Raw genomic sequence first — 534 nt, forward strand, 5'->3', positions numbered from 1 at the left:
TATCGCCTTCCAGTATTTCGGCTGCCTGAAGCATCAATATTTCCTCTATCTTTTCATCACATTCCCTGATCTGATTTTGATGGAAATAGTAACTGTCGTAGGCCTGCTTTAACATAAAAAGGTACTCCTGATTCCAGATTCCCTCAAGAGACTTTTTTATATCCCCTTCATCTGCTTTGATACGGTAATCTTTCAGTTTCAAAAGTTCTTCAGGGTTTCGTTCGCCGTTCAAAATGGCTTCTATCATCAGCATTCCGGTTTTCCCCAATAAATCACTCAGAACCAGATGAAGTTTTATATTCATTAATTCTAAAGCCTTTTGCATACGCCTCACTGAGTCTGCCCCGATCTTGATCAGATTTTTACGTTGGCGGACATAGGTCCTCAACATGCGGGTCCGGCATTCGGGCTGAAAGCTTTTTTGCAAAAGTCCGCAACTGTGAAGCTTCTGAAGCCAGATGGCATCGGTATCATCACGTTTCCGGCCTGTAACATTCTTAACATGCCTGGCATTAACCAAGTAGGGTTCTGTAA

General features: G+C 42.5%; 1 protein-coding gene. It reads right to left on the minus strand.

Annotation, left to right across the window (positions count from 1 at the left end):
* On the minus strand, window positions 1–534 hold a 534-nt coding region (locus M3O96_RS21945; protein ID WP_502798930.1), incomplete at both ends, for a transposase.

This window comes from Aquiflexum sp. TKW24L, assembly GCF_023502205.1.
Taxonomy (GTDB): Bacteria; Bacteroidota; Bacteroidia; order Cytophagales; family Cyclobacteriaceae; genus Cognataquiflexum.